Source organism: Enterobacter cloacae complex sp. SHL009 (genome assembly GCF_049237205.1).
Taxonomy (GTDB): domain Bacteria; phylum Pseudomonadota; class Gammaproteobacteria; order Enterobacterales; family Enterobacteriaceae; genus Enterobacter; species Enterobacter cloacae_M.
In genome coordinates, this window is record NZ_JBMKIW010000003.1 from 364,262 (window position 1) to 379,168 (window position 14,907).

At 58.0% G+C, this 14,907-nt stretch carries 14 protein-coding genes and 1 tRNA gene; 4 read left to right on the forward strand and 11 right to left on the reverse strand.

The genetic code is table 11. The features are described 5' to 3' along the window. Positions 1-23: 23 nt before the first annotated feature. Genes citG through ACOTZC_RS10525 form a run of 8 tightly spaced genes read right to left on the reverse strand, consistent with a single transcriptional unit; the run spans position 24 to position 7,332 of the window. Complete coding sequence (gene citG, locus ACOTZC_RS10490; protein WP_047173575.1) at positions 24-827, reverse strand: triphosphoribosyl-dephospho-CoA synthase CitG; 804 nt, start codon at positions 825-827, stop codon at positions 24-26. Further along, positions 805-1,344 carry a citrate lyase holo-[acyl-carrier protein] synthase gene (gene citX / locus ACOTZC_RS10495; RefSeq protein ID WP_047173576.1) on the reverse strand — a complete coding sequence of 180 codons (540 nt, stop codon included), beginning with the start codon at positions 1,342-1,344 and terminating at the stop codon, positions 805-807. Before citX ends, citG begins: the two co-directional genes overlap by 23 nt. Continuing rightward, the gene (gene citF / locus ACOTZC_RS10500) at positions 1,341-2,864 is read right to left on the reverse strand and encodes a citrate lyase subunit alpha (protein WP_126303081.1); all 1,524 of its coding nucleotides are present in this window, start codon (positions 2,862-2,864) and stop codon (positions 1,341-1,343) included. Before citF ends, citX begins: the two co-directional genes overlap by 4 nt. Positions 2,865-2,874: 10 nt before the next feature. Continuing rightward, positions 2,875-3,750, reverse strand: coding sequence for a citrate (pro-3S)-lyase subunit beta (gene citE, locus ACOTZC_RS10505; protein WP_023309143.1), 876 nt, complete (start codon positions 3,748-3,750; stop codon positions 2,875-2,877). Then, positions 3,747-4,040 (reverse strand): citrate lyase acyl carrier protein, encoded by a 294-nt coding sequence (gene citD, locus ACOTZC_RS10510; protein WP_008499773.1) that lies wholly within the window; start codon positions 4,038-4,040, stop codon positions 3,747-3,749. The genes citE and citD overlap by 4 nt, the downstream gene beginning before the upstream one ends. A gap of 16 nt (positions 4,041-4,056) precedes the next feature. Further along, on the reverse strand, positions 4,057-5,079 hold the full coding sequence (gene citC / locus ACOTZC_RS10515) for a [citrate (pro-3S)-lyase] ligase (RefSeq protein ID WP_045403939.1): 1,023 nt from the start codon (positions 5,077-5,079) through the stop codon (positions 4,057-4,059). A gap of 10 nt (positions 5,080-5,089) precedes the next feature. Further along, complete coding sequence (locus ACOTZC_RS10520; protein ID WP_421635758.1) at positions 5,090-5,953, reverse strand: fumarylacetoacetate hydrolase family protein; 864 nt, start codon at positions 5,951-5,953, stop codon at positions 5,090-5,092. Positions 5,954-5,970: 17 nt separating this feature from the next. Beyond that, the gene (locus ACOTZC_RS10525) at positions 5,971-7,332 is read right to left on the reverse strand and encodes a 2-hydroxycarboxylate transporter family protein (protein WP_023309146.1); all 1,362 of its coding nucleotides are present in this window, start codon (positions 7,330-7,332) and stop codon (positions 5,971-5,973) included. Positions 7,333-7,677: 345 nt separating this feature from the next. On the opposite strand from ACOTZC_RS10525, the gene ACOTZC_RS10530 reads away from it, so the two are divergent. Both ACOTZC_RS10530 and ACOTZC_RS10535 read left to right on the forward strand, forming a co-directional pair. Then, entirely contained in the window at positions 7,678-9,303 is a 1,626-nt protein-coding gene (locus ACOTZC_RS10530) for an ATP-binding protein (protein WP_045403941.1), read from the forward strand. Continuing rightward, positions 9,293-9,985, forward strand: a complete 693-nt coding sequence (locus ACOTZC_RS10535) for a response regulator (RefSeq protein WP_045403943.1) — start codon at positions 9,293-9,295, stop codon at positions 9,983-9,985. Before ACOTZC_RS10530 ends, ACOTZC_RS10535 begins: the two co-directional genes overlap by 11 nt. Before the next feature lie 107 nt (positions 9,986-10,092). Here ACOTZC_RS10535 and ACOTZC_RS10540 read toward each other — a convergent pair whose 3' ends face one another. Then, positions 10,093-12,228, reverse strand: a complete 2,136-nt coding sequence (locus ACOTZC_RS10540; RefSeq protein WP_045403946.1) for an ornithine decarboxylase — start codon at positions 12,226-12,228, stop codon at positions 10,093-10,095. Positions 12,229-12,409: 181 nt separating this feature from the next. Here ACOTZC_RS10540 and ACOTZC_RS10545 point away from each other — a divergent pair, with 181 nt between their 5' ends. Beyond that, positions 12,410-13,126 carry a DUF554 domain-containing protein gene (locus tag ACOTZC_RS10545; protein WP_023309150.1) on the forward strand — a complete coding sequence of 239 codons (717 nt, stop codon included), beginning with the start codon at positions 12,410-12,412 and terminating at the stop codon, positions 13,124-13,126. A gap of 95 nt (positions 13,127-13,221) precedes the next feature. Continuing rightward, positions 13,222-13,297: transfer RNA gene (locus tag ACOTZC_RS10550), tRNA-Phe, on the forward strand. Between the two features lie 139 nt (positions 13,298-13,436). Here the strand turns inward: ACOTZC_RS10550 and ACOTZC_RS10555 are convergent. Next, on the reverse strand, positions 13,437-13,829 hold the full coding sequence (locus tag ACOTZC_RS10555; RefSeq protein WP_045403989.1) for a hypothetical protein: 393 nt from the start codon (positions 13,827-13,829) through the stop codon (positions 13,437-13,439). Between the two features lie 292 nt (positions 13,830-14,121). Continuing rightward, complete coding sequence (locus ACOTZC_RS10560) at positions 14,122-14,649, reverse strand: helix-turn-helix domain-containing protein (RefSeq protein ID WP_045403948.1); 528 nt, start codon at positions 14,647-14,649, stop codon at positions 14,122-14,124. Between the last annotated feature and the right edge of the window lie 258 nt (positions 14,650-14,907).

The window sequence follows — 14,907 nt, forward strand, 5'->3', positions numbered from 1 at the left end:
GGGTAAGCGTTAGCGCCACCCGGCTATTTTATTGCAGATAGCACCCACCCCACAGACAGCAAATCCGCGCTGCCGCCCGGGCTCAGGTTTCGTACAATCAATGCGTTATCCATCTTCAGCAACGCCTCGCGATCCCAGCCACTCGCCAGTAATTCCCGCGCGTAGCCCTGAACGTAGCGCAGCCCTTCAATGCCGCCGCGCGAGACGAGATTACTATCCTGATTGACCGCCATCAGGCGCAACAGCAGGCCGTGAAGCGACTGTCCGTTCCACTGCGCCAGCGCCTTACGCGCCGTCGCAAAGCCGCTTTCCGCCTCTCCGCGCGCGCCGGTTAAGCCGTACTGCTGAAACTGCCGCTCGCCCGCCGTCGCCTGTCCGCCGCGCGCGGCCAGCTCCCGCGATACCAGCCCGCTGCAGATGTTACTTACCTCACAGCAGAGGCTGTCTGCGGAGATATGTTTCACACGCCCGGCGGCGAAGCACAGTAAACCCAGGGCAAAAATCCCGCCCTTGTGGGTGTTCACTCCGTTCGTCGCGGCGTACATCGCCTGCTCGCAGGCCATCCCCATCGGGCGGATAATTCGAAGCTGTGCGTCAGCAGGTTTATCCCCATGCGCACTACCCAGCTCGGCAAAACGCGAAAACCACGGCGTAATCGCCGCAATGCTGCGAACGAACAGCGCGTGGTCCATATCGCGATGGGAACCGTTATTGAGCTTGTCCACCAGCCCCGGCTTGGGCGTCAGCTCCAGCTCCTGCCATAGCGCCGCCTCGGCAAGCGCGGGCACGTCAACCGGGCGCGGTTTAGTCGCGAGCAAACCAGTCATCGATCGTCTTCTCTATGCGGGAAACCACCTGCTCAACGGGATGCTTCCGCGAGCGGGAACAGGCGTGCGCGGGCTCGTCGCAGATCAGGCAGCGTCTGAGATTCGCCCCCAGCGACTGACGCCCGACGTGGCCGTGCTGAGGGCAGATCACGTCCAGATCCCACAGTCTGCCGAGCGGGTGCGTCTGCTCCAGCTCCGCGCAGTGCGCTTTGATTTCCACCGCCGGGTGGGCCACGCACCACAGGGCTTCTGGCCCGGTCGGGAGCCATAGAACCTGGCGGTCCAGCACCCGCCAGCGGTTTTCCCACAGCAGCTGGTCGCACATCTGCAGCGCCACGCCCATGGTGTTGCGATAGCGCAGGCTGTCCTTGATCTCCCCTGGCGTGACCAGCGTGAGGGAAATCACCGGTTGTTGATAGTGCTCGAGCATGTCAGCCTGGCGCGCTGCGCGGCGCTCTTTCGCCGCCAGCAGTTCGTCCAGACTGACACCCGCCCGCACGGGTGTCGCTAAAATCACACTTCCTCCTTCACCTGTCGTACGGTGTCGATCACGCTGCCGTCGCGGTAGCGGATCACCCCGACGATTTTGTCGGTAAATTCAATCGGTTTCGGTACGCCCGTCAGGGAAATCGCCCGCTCGTAAAGCGCGCTGATATCCACAACTTTGAGCCCGGCTTCCAGCAGCCGCTCGCGGATCTCCGGGCGCGCCGGGTTGACCGCAATGCCGTGGTCGGTGACCAGCACGTCGATGCTCTCGCCCGGCGTGAGGCGCGTGGTAACCCGCTTCACGACCGTCGGAATGCGGCTGCGCAACAGCGGCGCGACGACGATGGTCAGGTTTGCCGCGGCGGCCACGTCGCAGTGCCCACCGGACGCGCCGCGCATCACCCCGTCGGAGCCGGTGATAACGTTGACGTTGAAATCGACGTCGATTTCGAGGGCGCTGAGGATCACCACGTCAAGCTGGTCGCAGCTTGCCGCCTTGCTGCCGGGGTTGGCGTAGACGTTGGTGGAGATCTCCACGTGGTTCGGGTTGCGCGCCAGCGAGGCCGCCGCCTGGCCGTCAAAGCACTGGGTATCGAGCAGCTTTTCGATGAGCCCCTTCTCGTGCAGATCCACCAGGCTGCCGGTGATGCCGCCGAGCGCAAAGCGCGCCTTCACGCCGCTGCGCTCCATCTTCTCTTCCATAAAGCGCGTGCAGGCGGTCGCCGCCGCGCCGGAGCCGGTCTGCATCGAGAAGCCCGGTTTGAAGTAGCCGGAGTGTTCAATGACGTCCGCCGCATAGCGGGCGATCATCAGCTCGCGCGGGTTGCTGGTGACGCGCGCCGCGCCGACGCTGATTTTCGCCGGGTCGCCCACGCTCTCAACCTGCACGATGTAGTCCACCTGGTCCTGCACCAGGCTGGCGGGCATATTGGGGAACGGCACCAGTTCTTCGGTCAGCAGCACTACCTTGCGGGCAAAGTGGGCGTCCACCATGGCGTAGCCCAGGGAGCCGCAGCACGATTTGCCGTGCGTCCCGTTGGCGTTGCCAAACTCATCGCTGCACGGCACGCCGAGAAACGCCACGTCAATATTCAGCTCGCCGTCCTGGAGCAGCTTCACGCGACCGCCGTGGGAGTGAATTTGCACCGGCTCGTCCATCAGCCCGTGGGAGATCGCGTCCGCCAGCCTGCCGCGCATGCCCGAGGTGTATATCCGGGTGATGACGCCGCTTTCGATATGCTCGATCAGCGCGTCGTTGCAGGTCATCAGCGAGCTGGAGGCCAGCGTCAGGTTTTTGAAGCCCATTCGCGCCAGCAGCGCCACAACGGTGTTGATCACCCGGTCGCCTTCGCGAAACGCGTGGTGGAAGGAGATGGTCATGCCGTCCTGCAGGCCGCAGCGCTTAACCGCCTCTTCAACAGAGGCGCAGAGCTTGCGGCTGTGCTTCGCGTCGCTGTCCGCCAGCCACGGCGTGGCGCTGTGGGCGGTATCAAAGGGTTTTAAGTCCCGCAGATGGGGAAAATACACGTGAAGAAGTTCAGTCTGATTCATTATTTCATCCTTACCGACGCACGCCGGAGGCCGCCGCGCGCTCCAGCACCACCTGCGCGTGGTTAATAATCGGTGCATCCACCATTTTGCCGTTGAGCGATACCACGCCCAGGCCGTTACGCTCGCCCTCTTCTGCCGCCTCAATCACCCTTTTGGCGTGATCCACCTCTTCCTGAGTCGGGGCGTAGGCGTTGTGCAGCAGATCAATCTGGCGCGGGTTGATCAGCGATTTGCCGTTAAAGCCCATCTTGCGGATCAGATCGACCTCGCGCAGGAATCCGGCCTCGTCGTTAACGTCTGACCACACTACGTCGAAGGCGTCGATACCCGCCGCGCGGGCGGCGTGCAGCACGGCGCAGCGGGCGTAGAAGAGCTCGGTGCCGTCGCCGCGCTCGGTCTGCATGTCCATCACGTAGTCAAAGGCGGCCAGCGCGATGCCGATGAGGCGCACAGAGCTGCGGGCAATCGCCACGGCGTTGATGACGCCAATGGCCGATTCAATCGCCGCCATCACGCGGGTGGAGCCGACCTCGCGGCCGCACTCCTGCTCAATACGCTCGAGGTGGCCTTCCAGCTCGTAGATATCGTCCGGCGTGTCGGTTTTCGGCAGGCGGATCACGTCCACGCCGGCCCGCACGGCGGCCTCCAGATCCAGCAGGCCAAACGGCGTGCTGAGCGGGTTAATGCGCACTACGGTTTCGATATCCTGATACATCGGGTGCTGCAGGGCATGGAACACCAGCATGCGCGCGGTATCCTTCTCGCGCAGGGCAACGGCGTCCTCAAGATCAAACATGATGGAGTCGGGACGGTAGATAAATGCGGTGGAAAGCATGGCGGCGTTGGCGCCCGGCAGGAACAGCATGCTGCGGCGGAGTTTGCTCATTTCAGCGCCCCCCAGTTGATGGCCTGTTCATCGGCGGCACGCATCAGCGCACTTTGCAGGCGGGCGCGGATCACACAGTCCAGCGCCCCTTTGTCTTCAATAATAATTAATCCCTGGTGCACGTTCATGGCGCGCAACGTGTCGTTGACCACCTGGCGAATTTGCTCGCCAAACTGCTTAATCACTTCACTGTGGATGACTATCTCCAGCTCGCCGTGAGCGGGAGCGATTTTCACCATCAGGTCGCTGGACTCCTGCGTTCCGGCCAGCGCCTCCCTTACAATTTTCATGATAAATTCCTGGTAGTTAAGCGACTTCCGCACTCGCACGGTAATGCGTTTCGAGATGCGCGAAGGTGGAGTCCGGGACAATCTCCCGGATCCGGGAAAACTGCTGTGTCTTCAGTAAGCGGCGCACTTCGGACGCTGAAATAGCGTTGCCGGTGGCCTTGATGCGCGGCATTTCCACCACCTCGATATGCGAGGCCAGCAGGTCGTGCAGCGTCTGGTTGTACTGGCGGGTGATATCGCAAAACGGCTCCGATCCGATGAAGCGGTGCGTGATGCCGAGCGCCGGGGCGATGAAGTCCCGGAAGATCAGCACGTCGATCTCGCTCCACGCCTGCTGCACTTTGCCGGTCTCCTTCAGGAAGTAGGCCGGGAAGGTGGCGCGGGAGATGATGTACTGCGAGCCTTCATGCACCACCACGTTCGGCAGATGCGCCACGCCCGCGCGCACCATCTCGAGTCGCGCGCTGAACGGGAAGAACGAGGCGTCCTCACGCACCACGAACAGGTGCAGGGCGTCGCACCTCTGCGCCGCCTGCTCCACCAGATGGCGGTGGCCTAGGGTGAACGGATTGGCGTTCATCACTATCGCGCCAATGTTCTCCCCGCACTTGCGCTTCGCGCGCAGGGAACGGCAGTAGCGTTCGATCCCCTGCGGGGTGTTCTCCATCAGCACCGCGTTGTTTCCGCTCTGGGCAATCGGCCAGAAGCCGCTGCGGGCAAAGCGCTCCCGGTTGCATGGGCGGGTGCAGAGGAAGAGATGAAAATGGCCGCACTCCAGCGCCGCATTTTCCACCTCAGCCAGCAGCCGCGCGCTGAGGTTCTCGCCGCGAAGCTGCTCGTTGACCGCCACGCATTTGATGACGTTGGCGGCAAGCCCTGCGCAACCCACCAGCTGCGGGCCGGACCAGGCTTCGACAAACAGCGTGATGTCGTTGTCCAGGCCAAGGCCGCTGTCTGCCAGCAGGTAGCGGATCTGGCTTAAGCGTTCCGGATGTTTCGCCACCAGCGTGTGGCGAAAATCGATGGGTTGACTGTTCATGCCGCCTTACTCAGTGTGCTGCCGCAAGCCCGACGGCTGGCGCTTCCTCGATCACGTTGCTCAGATGACCGATATGTTCGATCTCCACCTCAATGCGATCCCCTTCCTTCATAAACAGCGGCGGATTGCGCTTTTTACCCACCCCGCCCGGAGATCCGGTGATGATCACGTCGCCCGGACTGAGGCGGGTGAAGGTGCTGATGTACTCGATCAGCTCCGCCACCTTATGGATCATGCTGCTGGTGTTGTCTTCCTGTACCATGCGGCCGTTCAGCCAGGTGCGGATCGCAAGCTGGTGCGGATCCGGAATCTCATCTGCCGTCGCCATCCACGGCCCAAACGCGCCGGTTTTGCGCCAGTTTTTACCGGCGGTGAACCAGGTGTGCTGCCAGTCGCGGGCGGAGCCGTCCATGTAGCAGCTGTAGCCCGCCACGTGGCGCAGGGCGTCGTCGCGGCTGATGTTCTCCCCGCCTTTGCCGATGATCACCGCCAGCTCGCCTTCATAGTCGAATTCGCTGGAGTGGCGCGGCTTCAGCACCGGCTCGTTGTGGCCGGTCTGTGAATCCGGGAAGCGGACAAACAGCGTCGGGGCCGGATTATGCTGGTCAAACTCCTTGCGCTTGTCGGCATAGTTCATGCCCACGCAGAGGATCTTTTCCGGCTGCTCAATCACCGGTAAGAAGGTGATGGCGCTCAGCGGCACGTCCACGGCATCGTTCAGGTAGCGGGTGGCCTGCGCCAGCCCGTTGCCCTGCAGCAGCGCCTTGAGGTCGCTGTAGCGGTCGCCGAGACGGCGGCCTAAATCAATCACGCCGTCGGCCTGGACGATGCCGTAGCTGCGTTTTCCCTGGTATAAAAAGCTTGCGAGTTTCATTGTTCTTTCCTGAAAACTTAAACGAGGAAGTTGCCCAGAATCAGCAGTGAGACAGAGACGTTAATCGCCCCGCCGATACGGGTAGCAATCTGGGCGAACGGCATCAGGCTCATGCGGTTGCCTGCGGTCAGGATCGCCACGTCGCCGGTACCGCCCTGGCCGCTCTGGCAGCAGGAGACGATGGCGACATCAATCGGATGCATACCAATCTTTTTGCCGACGAAGAAGCCGGTGGCGACCAGTGCAGAAACGGTGCTGACAATTACCAGCAGGTTGCTGACGGTGAACGCCGCCACCAGTTCATGCCACGGGGTGATAGCCACGCCGACGGCGAAGAGGATTGGGTAGGTCACGGAGGTCTGGAAGAATTTGTACACCACCTGAGAGCCTTCCAGCAGGCGCGGAGAGGCGCCGTTGCAGAGCTTCACCAGCACCGCCATAAACAGCATGCCGACCGGTGCGGGCAGGCCAATCAGCTTGTGGCCAAGCATGCCCAGCATGTAGAGCAGCACCGCCAGCAGCGCGCCGGAGGCGATAGTGGTGACGTCCGCTTTGCCGGAAAAAGCAGGCTGAGAGACCGTAGCATCGGCATTCGCGCGGTTAGGCATCAGCTGGCCTTCACCGGTCAGGTGCGGGAAGCGTTTACCGAGCTGGTTCAGGCAGCCGGAGATGATGATTGCCGTCAGACCGCCGAGCATCACCATCGGCAGCACGCGACCGAGCGCAACGCCCTGGTCCATGTGCAGCAGGGTGGCATAGCCGATGGAAAGCGGGATCGCCCCTTCCCCGACGCCGCCCGCCATAATCGGCAGAATGATAAAGAAGAAGATCTGGAACGGCTCAAGACCCAGCGCCAGGCCGACGCCCATCCCCACCAGCATGCCGACGATTTCGCCGCACAGCATCGGGAAGAAGATGCGCAGGAAGCCCTGAATCAGCACCGTGCGGTTCATGCTCATGATGCTGCCGACGATAATGCAGCAGATGTAGAGATAGAGAATGTTGGTGGATTTGTAGAATTTGGTGGTGGACTCGACCACCACGTCCGGCAGCAGGCCATAATAGACCAGCGCGGAAGGGATAAAGGTGGCGCAAATCGCCGCCGCGCCGAGCTTGCCGACAATCGGCAGGCGTTTTCCAAACTCGCCGCAGGCAAAGCCGAAGAAGGCCAGCGTTGCCACCATGACCACGATATCGCTCGGCAGTTTTCCGCCCAGGCAATCAATGGCAATCAGCGCGCCCGCCAGAACGAACAGCGGCAGAGGAATAATCCCAACTTTCCAGGTATCCATAATATGCCACCAGCGCTCTTTGAGCGAAGGCTGCTGAATTTCAATCGGGTCGTGGGTAACAGAGAAAGAATCGTCAGTTGTGCTCATAATAAGCCCCTTGGTTATTTTGTGCGTTCAGCTTAGAGTCACAAAGGCTTACTTTATGTGAGGGATGGCATATTAAAAGCGAAGTTTTAATGGCAGCTATGGTTTTAATGGTTTCTTTTATTTAATGTGATTTATACCTTATTTATGGCCGTGGTTTTTATGGTTTCTTTTCCGAATTGAACAAACAAATAACATTTGCTCGCGCAGCCCGAAGTACGTTCGCCTTCAGGATAACTCTTTTACAGCGCCCGCTGTGCAAGGGATCACAAGTTTTCGGCAAAGCGGGCGTCAGCGCGAAAAAAGATGATATATTGGCGATCTTTGCTGCTACCTCGCGTGATAGTTATGAAAGTCTCTTTCCAGATTAAGCTGTTTATTTCGCTGGTTGCCTTTTTCTCGGTGCTTTTCGCGCTGCTGGGCGGATATTATTATGCCGACGTCGGGAAACAGCTTTATCAGGAAATGAGTACGCGTGCCAAAATACAGGCTGAAGAGATTGCGCTTATTCCGACATTGCGTAATGAAGTTGAACAAAAGAATATCAACGCCATCCATGATTTTATGCAGAAGATTTCTGCGCACAGTGACGCCAGCTTTATTGTGATTGGTGATAATAAAGGGCAGCATCTTTTTCACTCCGTATTTGCCGACAGAGTGGGCACAACCCTGGTTGGCGGAGACAATGAAGCCGTGTTGCAGGGTAAAAGCACCACCACCATCCGCAAAGGCGGGCTGGGCATTTCGCTGCGCAGTAAAGCCCCCATCTTCAACGCCGCCGGACAGGTGGTCGGCATTGTTTCGGTAGGCTATCTCACCAGCTACCTTGATACCATTACCGTCAGTAAGGTGGTCAATATCCTGATTGCCGCCGTGCTGCTGCTGATCGCTCTCTTTATCTTCTCCTGGTTCTTTACCCGCAGCATCAAGAAGCAGATCTTCTCCCTTGAGCCGCGCGAGATCGGCCTGCTGGTGCGCCAGCAGAAGGCGATGATGGAGTCTATTTATGAAGGGGTGATTGCCATTGACGATCGGCGGCGGATTGAAGTCATCAACCAGGCGGCGCGCAAGCTGCTGGGTCTGAGCCAGCCGGCCCGCGAGCTGCGCGGACAGCTGATAAGCCAGGTGATCGATCCGGTCCCGTTCTTCGACATGCAGACGATGCTGGCGAAAGATACCCATGACGAGATTTGCCGTTTTAACGATCTCACGGTGATTGCCAGCCGGGTGCACATCATGCTTGAGGGGTCGCTGCAGGGCTGGGTGATCACCTTCCGTGATCGCAACGAGATCGACTCGCTGAGCGCCCAGCTCAGCCAGGTAAAACGCTATGTCGATAACCTGCGCATTATGCGTCATGAGCAGTTAAACAGGATGACCACCCTCTCCGGCCTGCTGCACATGGGCCGCTACGAGGAAGCCATTGGCTACATTCAGGCGCAGTCGGAGCATGCTCAGGAGCTGCTGGACTTCATCTCTTCGCGCTTCTGCTCCCCGACCCTGTGCGGCCTGCTGCTCGGGAAAGCCGCCCGCGCGCGGGAGAAAGGCGTCGAGCTCAGTTTCGACCCGGCCTGTCGGCTGGACAGGCCGTTCCAGCCCCTTGGGGAGCAAGAGCTGATTTCAATTATTGGCAACCTGCTGGATAACGCCATCGAAGCAACGCAGCGATCGCCGCTTCCCCACGCGCCGGTAGAAGTGCTGATCAAACTCAGTGAACAGGAGCTGATTATTGAAGTCGCCGACCAGGGCGTTGGCATTACACCGGCGATCCGTGACCGGATCTTTGAACGCGGCATCACCACCAAAACGCGCGGCGATCATGGGATTGGCCTGTATCTGATCGAAAGCTACGTCACACAGGCTGGCGGCGCGATAGAAGTTGCCGATAATACCCCGCGCGGCGCCATTTTCTCCTTGTTTATCCCGGCCACGGGAACCGCCCGGCAACTGGAAGACACCGACTATGCAACATGAACTTATCGACGTACTGATTGTTGAAGACGAGAACGAACTGGCACAGCTGCACGCGGAGCTGATAGGCAAACATCCGCGTCTGAGGCTGGTAGGCATTGCCTCGTCGCTGGCTGCGGCCCAGGCAGAGCTTGAAAGCAAACAACCGCAGCTGATGCTGCTGGATAACTACCTGCCGGACGGTAAAGGCATCTCGCTTATCAATAACCCCATGCTGGCCCGCGCCAACTGCTCGGTGATTTTTATTACTGCCGCCAGCGATATGGACACCTGCAGCCAGGCGATTCGCAACGGCGCGTTCGACTACATCCTCAAACCCGTCTCCTGGAAGCGGCTCAGCCAGTCGCTGGAGCGGTTCGTGCAGTTTGCCGAACAGCAGCGCGTCTGGAAGATTGTCGACCAGCAGAACGTGGATTCGCTGTATCAGCTTCAGGCGAAAAACTACCGCCAGGACAACGGCAGTAAAGGCATTGAGGAAAATACGCTGGCGCGGGTGCAGTCACTGTTTAACGATAAGGCAACGCACTGCTTTACCGTGGATGAGGTGGTGAGCGAGACGGGATTAAGCAAAACGACCACCCGGCGCTATCTGGAGCACTGCGTGGAGGCGGGTTTTCTGACGGTGGAGATGCTGTATGGCAAGATTGGGCATCCGAGGAGGATGTACAAGCGTAGTGCGGTTTGATGAAACGTTCCCCCTCACCCCGGCCCTCTCCCCAAAGGGGCGAGGGGGAAAAGACGGCCCCGTACAATCCCCTCTCCCCTTTGGGGAGAGGGTTAGGGTGAGGGGGGCTACCTTAATACATACCCATACAGCCGCTTAATCCCGTCGGCATCCTTCTCGCTGTAAACTCCCTGCAGCTCCGGCGAGAAGCCCGGCAGCAGGTTGACGCCCTCCTCCAGCGCCAGGAAGTAACGCTGTACCGCCCCGCCCCAGACTTCACCCGGCACCACGCACAGCACGCCCGGCGGATAGGGCAGCGCCCCTTCGGCAGCAATGCGCCCTGCGGCATCCCGAATGCGAACCAGCTCCACGTCACCGCGAATATAGGCCCGGTTAGCATCCTGCGGGTTCATCACCACCTCAGGCAGACTCTCCTTGCGGAACATCGCCTTCTGCAGATCCTTCACGTCAAAGCTGACGTAGAGATCGTGCATCTCCTGGCACAGCTGGCGGAGGGTGTAATCCCGGTAGCGCACCGGGTATTTCTGGAAGATCGTCGGCAGCACGTCCGCCAGCGGCGTGTCGTCTTCAATATGCTGTTCGAACTGGCCCAGCATCGCCACCAGCTGCGCCAGCTTCTCGCTGCTTTCGGCAGGCGTTAGCAGGAACAGGATCGAGTTGAGGTCGCATTTCTCCGGCACGATGCCGTTTTCGCGCAGGTAGTGCGCCAGAATCGTCGCCGGGATCCCGAAATCCGTGTACTCTCCGGTTTCAGCATCGATACCCGGCGTGGTCAGCAGGAGCTTGCACGGGTCGACAAAGTACTGCTCGCGGGCATAGCCCTCAAAGCCGTGCCATTTGGCCCCCGGCTCAAAGCTGAAGAAGCGCAGCTCGCTGGCAATGGCGTGCGTCGGATGATCCTGCCACGGCCGCCCCGCCACCACCGGCGGGATAAACGGTTTGATCATATGACAGTTCGCAATGATCGCCTTGCGCGCCTCAATCCCCAGCTCGACGCACTCCGCCCACAGCCTGCGTCCGCTTTCCCCTTCGTGGATCTTGGCATTCACATCCAGCGCGGCGAACAGCGGATAAAACGGGCTGGTGGAGGCGTGCAGCATAAACGCGTTGTTCAGCCGCTTGTGCGGGCAGAAACGCGCCTGACCGCGAATGTGGTTATCCTTTTTATGGATCTGCGACGTTTGCGAGAATCCGGCCTGCTGTTTGTGCACCGACTGGGTCACGAAAATCCCCGGATCGTTCTCGTTCAATTCCAGCAAGAGCGGGGACGTTTCCGCCATCATTGGAATAAACTGCTCGTAGCCCACCCAGGCGGAGTCAAAGAGGATGTAATCGCACAGATGACCGATCTTGTCGATCACCTGGCGGGCGTTGTAGATCGTCCCGTCGTAGGTGCCAAGCTGAATGATCGCCAGGCGGAACGGACGCGCCTCGTCGGCCTTTTCCGGCGCCGCCTCGCGGATAAGATCCCGCAGATAGGCATCGTCAAAGCAGTGGTCGTCAATCCCGCCAATAAAGCCAAACGGGTTACGCGCGGCCTCAAGATAAACCGGCGTGGCGCCCGCCTGGATCAGCGCCCCGTGGTGGTTAGACTTATGGTTATTGCGGTCGAACAGCACCAGGTCGCCGCGGGTCAGCAGCGCGTTGGTCACCACCTTGTTTGCCGCTGACGTGCCGTTCAGCACGAAGTAGGTTTTGTCCGCATTGAACACTTTTGCCGCGAACTTTTGCGCGTGCTTGGCGGACCCTTCGTGGATCAGCAGATCGCCCAGCTTCACGTCGGCGTTGCACATGTCGGCGCGAAACACGTTTTCACCGAAGAAATCATAGAACTGTCGCCCTGCCGGGTGTTTTTTGAAAAAGGCCCCGTGCTGGTGGCCCGGACAGGCGAAAGTGCTGTTGCCCATCTCCACATACTGGCTCAGGGTGTCGAAAAAAGGCGGCAGCAGATTCTCTTCGTAGCGGCTGGCAGCGGTCTCCAGTTCCAGAAACTCCTGAGCTTTACCCGAGATAACCGCGCTGGCGCCGTCGGGTACGTCCGTAGGCTCCTGCGAGAAAATAAACACCGGTAGCTGAAAGCCCGTGCGTTTCAGCAGTGCAAGAATGCCGCTGCGACTTTCAGCTGTTGTGATGACGACGGCCGCCACATCGGTAAAATCAGTGCTGTCCAGCGTCACCTTTTCGCGGTGCGTAGACACAGTTGAAAGCAGCTCGCGGCTGACGGCAATTTTCATGGTTTTCATAGGCGCAGTTACCCTCACCGGGCGGTGAGACAGGGAGGAGAAAATTCGCGCAATAATGTCACCTTTTATTTTGAGGTGCAAGAAGGAATCAGTATGCACCAAATCAACCAAAGCTAAGGCCCGCGCAGCCCTGCCGTGCCATAATAATGCAATATCAATGATTAAATAACAGGAGTTAACTTTGGTTATCGGGCCATTTATTAACGCAGGCGCCGTATTGCTGGGCGGCGTACTCGGCGCCGTGCTGAGCCAGCGGTTGCCGGAGCGTATTCGCACCTCCATGCCCTCAATATTCGGCCTGGCATCGTTAGGGATCGGTATTCTTCTCGTGATCAAATGCGCCAACCTGCCGGTGATGGTGCTGGCCACCCTGCTCGGCGCGCTGATTGGCGAATTTTGCTATCTGGAAAAAGGCATTAACAGCGCGGTGAGTAAAGCCAAAAACCTGATTGCCCGACCGGGCGGCAAGGCGAAACACGGCACGCACGAGTCGTTTATTCAAAACTATGTCGCCATCATCATTCTGTTTTGCGCCAGCGGCACCGGGATTTTCGGTTCAATGCAGGAGGGGATGACCGGCGACCCAAGCATATTGATTGCGAAAGCGTTCCTTGATTTCTTCACCGCCACCATTTTCGCCACAACCCTTGGCGTCGCCGTGGCGGCGATTAGCGTCCCGATGCTGCTTATTCAACTCGCGCTCGCGACCTGCGCCACGCTGATTCTCCCGCTCACAACGCCGGCGATGATGGCAGACTTCACCGCCGTCGGCGGCCTGCTGCTGTTGGCTACCGGGCTGCGCATCTGTGGGATCAAGATGTTTGCCGTGGTGAACATGCTGCCCGCACTGCTGCTCGCCATGCCGCTCTCCGCACTCTGGACGCACTTTTTCGCTTAAGGATGCGGCGAAATGGTGAGAGATTGCGCAGTCTGTAACGAAAACAACATTTTTCGTTGACGCCACGGGGCAGATCGGGTTTAATGCGCCCCGTTGCCCGGATAGCTCAGTCGGTAGAGCAGGGGATTGAAAATCCCCGTGTCCTTGGTTCGATTCCGAGTCCGGGCACCACTATTTAAAGAACCCGCCCTTGTGGCGGGTTTTTGCTATATGGCTTCGGCCGATTTCTGGGCGCTGATAAGCGCGGCTTTAATGCAGGCACGCTTACGCTAATAGCCCGGTAAGTTAATACAGGCGGTGGCTCTTTTTATCACTTAATTTTGCCGGATAAATTGCTGACCTGATTTGAAAGGTTGTCGTTGCTCCGCTTCATGTCATCAAGGCTTCTTTGCAATCGCTCGATCTTACTCTCCTGCTCAGAATTCTTTCTCTCAAGCTGTAAAACCTTCTGAGTTAGCTCATCGACTTTGCGGTTGTCGGACTTCACCTTCCTCAGGCTATCCTGCATCTCCTGTAGATCCGACTCCCTGAAATCAGAAGGCTCGATTTCATCTGCATCAGAAATTACCGGTATATATCCTCCATTAGCGCTGCTGGGTTTGATACTAACCTGAACTTTATTTAGCCCCGCAGAGTGTGCGTAACCTATTGAAGAAAAATAAAAAAAAGAAACAACACACAGACCAGACAGATATTTATTCATTTCTAACGTCCTTTTAAATTTTTCAATCACTTCCAGGAGTCTCCTTCTGGTATCACCCGCTCAGGATAAAACACATGGCTTAGCCTCTGGCAGTTCATAAACGGGGTTAAAGAGCAGAAGATACTATTCGTTTTTCATTATAATACGCGTTTCCTCTCCCCCAAAATCCAACCGCCACCCGCTCATTTTCTGCCACCTTACATCCGCCGGTATCGAGATAAGCGCGTTACCACGCACCTTATTAACGAACCCGCCCTCGTGGCGGTTTTTTGCTTTTGAATTCCTGACAACTTTAGGGATCGTTCCCACCTGCGTCCAGCAGTTTGTTTTTAAAGATGAACAAACACGCCTCGTTGAAGTTCTCCGCCCCCAGGCGTTCCGAGAGCGCCGTTCGTTTGCGATAGAGGCTTTTCACCGACGTATTCAGCTCATCGGCGATGGCTTCCATCGGCATCCCTGCCCGCAGCAACCGCAGCATGATCGCTTCGTGCGTGCTAAGACGTAAATTAAGCAGCCACTTCGTGGTCAGGCGCCGGCCTTTCATATTGAGCACCAGGTTAAATAACGACGCCATATCCGGCGCGGTCAGCGACGTGTTCATAAATAACTTCATACTGAGCAGATTCTCCTCCCGGTGTCGCATATCGAGCATAACGCAGCAGATTGTTTTTTTCGTTCTGGCCGGATGGCGTATCAGGTAATCATATAAACGGAGCGGAGAACGACTATCAATCAATACAGAATATTCATCTGCACCGTTATCAAATATGTTTCTGTCAATCGAGTCGAGCAGGATAATATCCGGAAAAAATATCCGCATCCCTCTGACAAGGTAGCGATCCTGAGTCACTAAAACAATTGAAGTTGCCACTAACCATCCCTTTTAGATTAAAGCAAGCACGATCCCTCGCAAAGAAGGCCGCCTTCGTTTTATAGCGCTGTTATATTAACGATAAATGTAATCTGGCTTTGGACATCCTTCAATACAGACATTGATGGGTAAGACTTCCTGTAGACTATCATTCAATGGCTGCCATTAATTATAAATAAAAAACAATCGCAGAAAAGTCACTTCTCT